Here is a 5,354-nt window from a genome sequence, read left to right on the forward strand (position 1 = left end):
ATCTGGGGCCGCAAGAATTCGAGCAATGTACGCAAGGCGCTGTGGATCGCCCACGAACTGGGCCTGGACTTCGAATCCATCGACGCCGGCGGCGCCTTCGGCGTGGTCAACGAGCCACACTACCGTGCCCGCAACCCCAACGGCCTGGTGCCGATGCTGGAAGACGGCGACCTGACCCTGTGGGAGTCCAATACCATCGTCCGCTACCTGTGCGCCGAATACGGTGCGGAGCAGGGCTGGTACCTGGACGACCCGCGTCAGCGCGCCCTGGCGGACAAGTGGATGGACTGGACCACCTCGTCCTTCGCCACGCCGTTCCGCCCACTGTTCTGGGGCCTGTTGCGCACCCCGGAAGACCAGCGCGACTGGGTGGCGATCAACGCTGCGCACAAGCAATGCGCCCAGCTGCTGGCCATTGCCGACGAAGCCTTGGCCAAACAACCGTACCTTTCCGGTGACCAGATCGGCATGGGCGACATCCCGCTGGGTAGCTTCATCTATGCCTGGTTCGAAATGCCCATCGAGCGCCCGGCGATGCATAACCTGGAGGCCTGGTACGAGCGCCTGAAAGCCCGCCCTGCATACCAGGCAGCGGTAATGACTGCGCTGACCTGATCGAACACCACGGCTACTTCGATAGTCATTATCAATACACATGACTGTACTTGTGCGGCCAGGCCAAGCACCATTGGCCGCACTCACTGCGCCAGTGCCTTTACCTGGCGTGTCCTGCACCTTTTTCTCGGTAAGTGACCCGCTATGAGTTCCGCCCTGTCCATCCGACAGCTGACCAAGACCTACGGCAACGGCTTCCAGGCCCTCAAGGGTATCGACCTGGATGTTGCCGAAGGCGACTTCTTCGCCTTGCTCGGCCCCAACGGCGCGGGCAAGTCCACCACCATCGGCATCCTCTCCACCCTGGTCAACAAGACCAGCGGCACGGTCAACGTGTTCGGCCACGACCTGGACCGCGAGCCGTCGGCGCTAAAACGCTGCCTGGGCGTGGTGCCGCAGGAGTTCAACTTCAACCAGTTCGAGAAAACCTTCGACATCGTCGTGACCCAGGCCGGTTACTACGGCATCCCGCCCAAGGTGGCCAAGGAGCGTGCCGAGCAGTACCTGACCCAGCTCGGCCTGTGGGACAAGCGTGACGTGCAGTCGCGTTCGTTGTCCGGGGGCATGAAGCGCCGCCTGATGATTGCCCGCGCGCTGATCCACGAACCGCGCCTGCTGATTCTCGACGAGCCCACCGCCGGTGTGGACATCGAACTGCGCCGTTCGATGTGGAGCTTCCTCACCGAGCTGAACCAGAAGGGCATCACCATCATCCTCACCACCCACTACCTGGAAGAGGCCGAGCAGCTGTGCCGTAACATCGGCATCATCGACCACGGCACCATCGTCGAGAACACCAGCATGCGCCAGTTGCTGGGCAAGCTGCATGTCGAAACCTTCGTCCTCGACATCAAGCAGGACCTGGCCACTGCACCGGTGCTGCAGGGCTACCCGTGCCGGCTGCTGACCCCGCACACCCTGGAAGTGCAGGTGGACAAGGACATTGGCATCACGGCGTTGTTCGGCCAGCTGGCGCTGCAGAACATCGAGGTACAGAGCCTGCGCAACAAGACCAACCGACTCGAGGAGCTGTTCGTGTCCCTGGTGGAAAAAAACCTGTCGAAGGTGGCCGTATGAGTGTGGAACTGCGCACCAACTGGGTCGCCCTGAACACCATCGTCTACCGCGAAGTGCGGCGCTTCCTGCGTATCTGGCCGCAGACCCTGCTGCCGCCGGCGATCACCATGGTTCTGTACTTCGTCATCTTCGGTAACCTGATCGGCCGGCAGATCGGCGACATGGGTGGCTTCACCTACATGGAATACATCGTGCCGGGGCTGATCATGATGTCGGTGATCACCAACTCCTACGGCAACGTGGTGTCGAGCTTCTTCGGCAGCAAGTTCCAGCGTTCCATCGAAGAGCTGATGGTGTCGCCGGTATCGCCACACACCATCCTCGTCGGTTACGTGCTGGGTGGCGTGCTGCGTGGCCTGGCGGTGGGCGTGATCGTGACCTTCCTGTCGCTGTTCTTTACCCACCTGCAGGTGCACCACCTGGGCGTGACCGTGGTCGTGGTGCTGCTGACCGCCACCATCTTCTCGCTGCTGGGCTTCGTCAATGCGGTGTTCGCGCGCAACTTCGACGACATTTCGATCATCCCTACCTTCGTGCTGACGCCGCTGACCTACCTGGGCGGGGTGTTCTACTCGATCAACCTGCTGCCGCCGTTCTGGCAGACCGTGTCGCTGGCCAACCCTGTGCTGCACATGGTCAACTCGTTCCGCTACGGCATCCTAGGGGTGTCGGATATCAGCATTGGCACGGCGATTACCTTCATGCTGGTCGCTACCGCTGTGCTCTACGTGGTGTGCGTTCGCCTGCTGGTCAGCGGCCGCGGCATGCGTGCCTGAAGCCTTGCACCGGCATTGGCGCAGACGCCACTGCCGGCCCACCCACCAGCGCCAGTAGAGCATGGTGGTGAAGTAGCCAAGGATACCCAGCACCACCCCGCACACCACCGAGCCGAGCAGGAAAGGTTGCCACAACGTCGACAACTGGTCGGTGATCCACTGGAAAGTCAGTTCGTCGGGCAGGGTGCGCGGCGGCACCTGCATCAGCCAGGCGCCGGTCATGTAGGTGACGAAGAACACCGGCGGCATGGTCAGCGGGTTGGTCAGCCAAACCAGGCTGACCGCGATCGGCAGGTTGCCGCGCAGCGGAATGGCCAGTGCGGCGGCCAGCAGCATCTGCGCTGGCATCGGGATCAGCGCCGCGAACAGGCCAACGCCCATGGCCCTCGCCACCGAATGGCGGTTCAGGTGCCAGAGGTTCGGGTCATGCAGCAACTTGCCGAAAAAGCGTAAGGACTTGTGTTCCCGAATACTGGTCGGGTCCGGCATGTAGCGTTTGAAAAGTCGGCGCGGCATGTAGGCTCCCGGAGCGTTGACCTGGGCAGTATGCCCTGATTCCCGTTCAGCCTCGTTTAGAGTTTGTGACAATTGTTGAGCAAGCGCTGCCGGCAATTGGGCTATGCCTCAGAAGGTGATTTCGCTTCTGGAGCTCTACTTCTATGCGCACAGGGATGCTTGCGCTCGCGCTCGGGCTGTTGTGCCTGGGCTTTCTCCCCGCATTGCCATCGGTCGGATGGCTGGTGCTGCTGGCTATAGCCGGTGGCGTCGGCCTGTTCACCCGGCTGTGGCCGTTGGGCTGTTTTCTGTTGGGTTTGTGTTGGGCCTGCTGGTCCGCGCAGCAGGCGCTGGATGACCGCCTGGCCGCCGGGCTGGATGGCCGCACCCTGTGGCTTGAAGGCCAGGTGGTCGGCCTGCCGACCCGGACTGCGCAAGGTGTGCGCTTCGAGCTGGATGCGCCCCGCTCGCGGCGGGCAGAACTGCCGCAGCGCCTGCAACTGAGCTGGTTCGACGGGCCGTCGCTGCGGGCGGGCGAGCAGTGGCGGCTGGCGGTGACCTTGCAGCGCCCGGACGGGCTGCTCAATCCGTATGGGCCAGACCGGGAGGCGCAACTGCTGGCGCGCCGGGTTGGGGCCACCGGCACGGTCAAAGCCGGGCAGTTGCTGGCGCCTGCAACCGGCGGTTGGCGCGATGCGCTGCGCCAGCGCCTGCTGGCAGTCGAGGCCCATGGCCAGCAGGCAGCGTTGGTAGCGCTGGTTATTGGCGACGGGGCGGGTCTGGCCCGGGAGGACTGGCAAACGTTGCAGGCCACCGGCACGGTGCACCTGCTAGTGATTTCGGGCCAGCACATCGGCCTGGTTGCCGGCTTGCTGTATGGCCTGGTTGCCGGGCTGGCGCGTTGGGGGCTGTGGCCCGCTCGGCTGCCCTGGCTGCCCTGGGCGTGCGGCCTGGCCATGGCTGCGGCACTGGCCTACGGTTGGTTGGCTGGTGGCGGTGTACCGGTGCAGCGTGCCTGCCTGATGCTGGCCGTGGTGTTGCTCTGGCGCCTGCGTTTTCGCCACCTTGGTGCGGCCTTGCCGTTGCTGCTGGCGCTGGTTGCCGTGCTACTGGTGGAGCCGTTGGCCGCGCTGCTGCCCGGGTTCTGGCTGTCGTTCGCGGCCGTGGCCACGCTTGGCTATTGCTTCAGTGCACGCCTGGGCGGCTGGCGGCCCTGGCAGGCCTGGACGCGGGCGCAATGGGGGATTGCCATCGGTTTGCTGCCGGTGCTGCTGGCTACGGGCTTGCCGGTGAGCCTGAGTGCGCCGCTGGCCAACCTTGTTGCGGTGCCGTGGGTCAGCCTGGCGGTGCTGCCGTTGGCATTGCTGGGGGCCTTGCTGCTGCCGCTGGGCGAGGTAGGGGAGGTGCTGTTGTGGCTGGCGGGTGGTTTGCTCGACGTGCTTTTCCGGCTGCTGGAGTTGGTGGCCCAACAGCAGTCGGCGTGGCTGCCAGCCGTTCTGCCATTGTGGGCCTGGCTGCTGGTGTGCCTGGGTACGCTGCTGGTTTTGATGCCCCGTGGCGTGCCACTGCGCGGGTTGGGGGGCGTGATGCTGCTGGCGCTATGGGTACCCCGGGAGACGCTGCCGTTCGGCCAGGTCGAGGTCTGGCATCTGGATGTCGGCCAGGGGCTGGCGGTACTGTTGCGCACCCGGCATCACAACATGCTGTACGACGCAGGGCCGGCCAGGGGAGAGAGCGACCTGGGCGAGCGGGTGGTGTTGCCGACCTTGCGCAAGCTGGGGGTGGGTAGCCTGGACCTGATGCTGCTCAGCCACGCCCATGCCGACCACGCCGGTGGTGCTGGCGCAATCCTGCGTGGCTTGCCGGTCAAACGGGTGATCGGCGGCGAAGTGCTGGATGACATGCAACTGCAACCTTGTGCCAGTGGCGAGCAATGGATGTGGGATGGCGTGCGCTTTTCGCTATGGCGCTGGGCTGATGGGCAGAGCAGCAATGACCGCTCCTGTGTGTTGCTGGTCGAGGCGCAAGGTGAGCGACTGTTGCTGGCGGGTGATATGGAAGCCGGTGCCGAACGGGCCTGGCTGGCGGCCACAGAAGCGCCGTGGATCGACTGGTTGCAGTCGCCGCACCATGGCAGCCGCAGTTCATCCAGCGAGGCCTTCATCCGCGCCACGGCGCCGCGCGGGGTACTGATTTCGCGCGGGCGCAACAACAGCTTCGGGCACCCGCACGCGCAGGTGGTCGAACGTTATCGGCGGCATGGGGTGGTGATGCATGACACAGCGGAGCAGGGGGCGTTGCGGTTGGTGCTGGGGAGGCTGGGGGAGGTCGAGAGTGTGCGCCGACAGAGGCGTTTCTGGAGGGATGCGGTCGGTGGCGGGGGGGGGGCCG

At 64.8% G+C, this 5,354-nt stretch carries 4 protein-coding genes and 1 pseudogene; 4 read left to right on the top strand and 1 reads right to left on the bottom strand.

All coding sequences use genetic code 11. The annotated features are described in order from the left end of the window. The 3 genes from ACK1U9_RS20435 to ACK1U9_RS20445 form a co-directional block, all read left to right on the top strand. On the top strand, positions 1-615 hold a 615-nt coding region (locus ACK1U9_RS20435), incomplete at its 5' end, for a glutathione S-transferase (protein ID WP_449110145.1). A 144-nt stretch (positions 616-759) separates the two neighbouring features. Then, positions 760-1,692 (top strand): ABC transporter ATP-binding protein, encoded by a 933-nt coding sequence (locus ACK1U9_RS20440; protein ID WP_046617069.1) that lies wholly within the window; start codon positions 760-762, stop codon positions 1,690-1,692. After that, on the top strand, positions 1,689-2,468 hold the full coding sequence (locus ACK1U9_RS20445; protein ID WP_046617070.1) for an ABC transporter permease: 780 nt from the start codon (positions 1,689-1,691) through the stop codon (positions 2,466-2,468). Before ACK1U9_RS20440 ends, ACK1U9_RS20445 begins: the two co-directional genes overlap by 4 nt. Before the next feature lie 9 nt (positions 2,469-2,477). On the opposite strand, the pseudogene ACK1U9_RS20450 reads toward ACK1U9_RS20445, so the two are convergent. Next, positions 2,478-2,984, bottom strand: a pseudogene (locus tag ACK1U9_RS20450) (DUF2062 domain-containing protein); the annotation flags it as partial. Positions 2,985-3,127: 143 nt separating this feature from the next. On the opposite strand from ACK1U9_RS20450, the gene ACK1U9_RS20455 reads away from it, so the two are divergent. After that, positions 3,128-5,354: DNA internalization-related competence protein ComEC/Rec2 (locus tag ACK1U9_RS20455; RefSeq protein ID WP_449110146.1), on the top strand; the 2,227-nt coding region annotated here is incomplete at its 3' end.

The organism is Pseudomonas sp. XP1 (assembly GCF_053557675.1).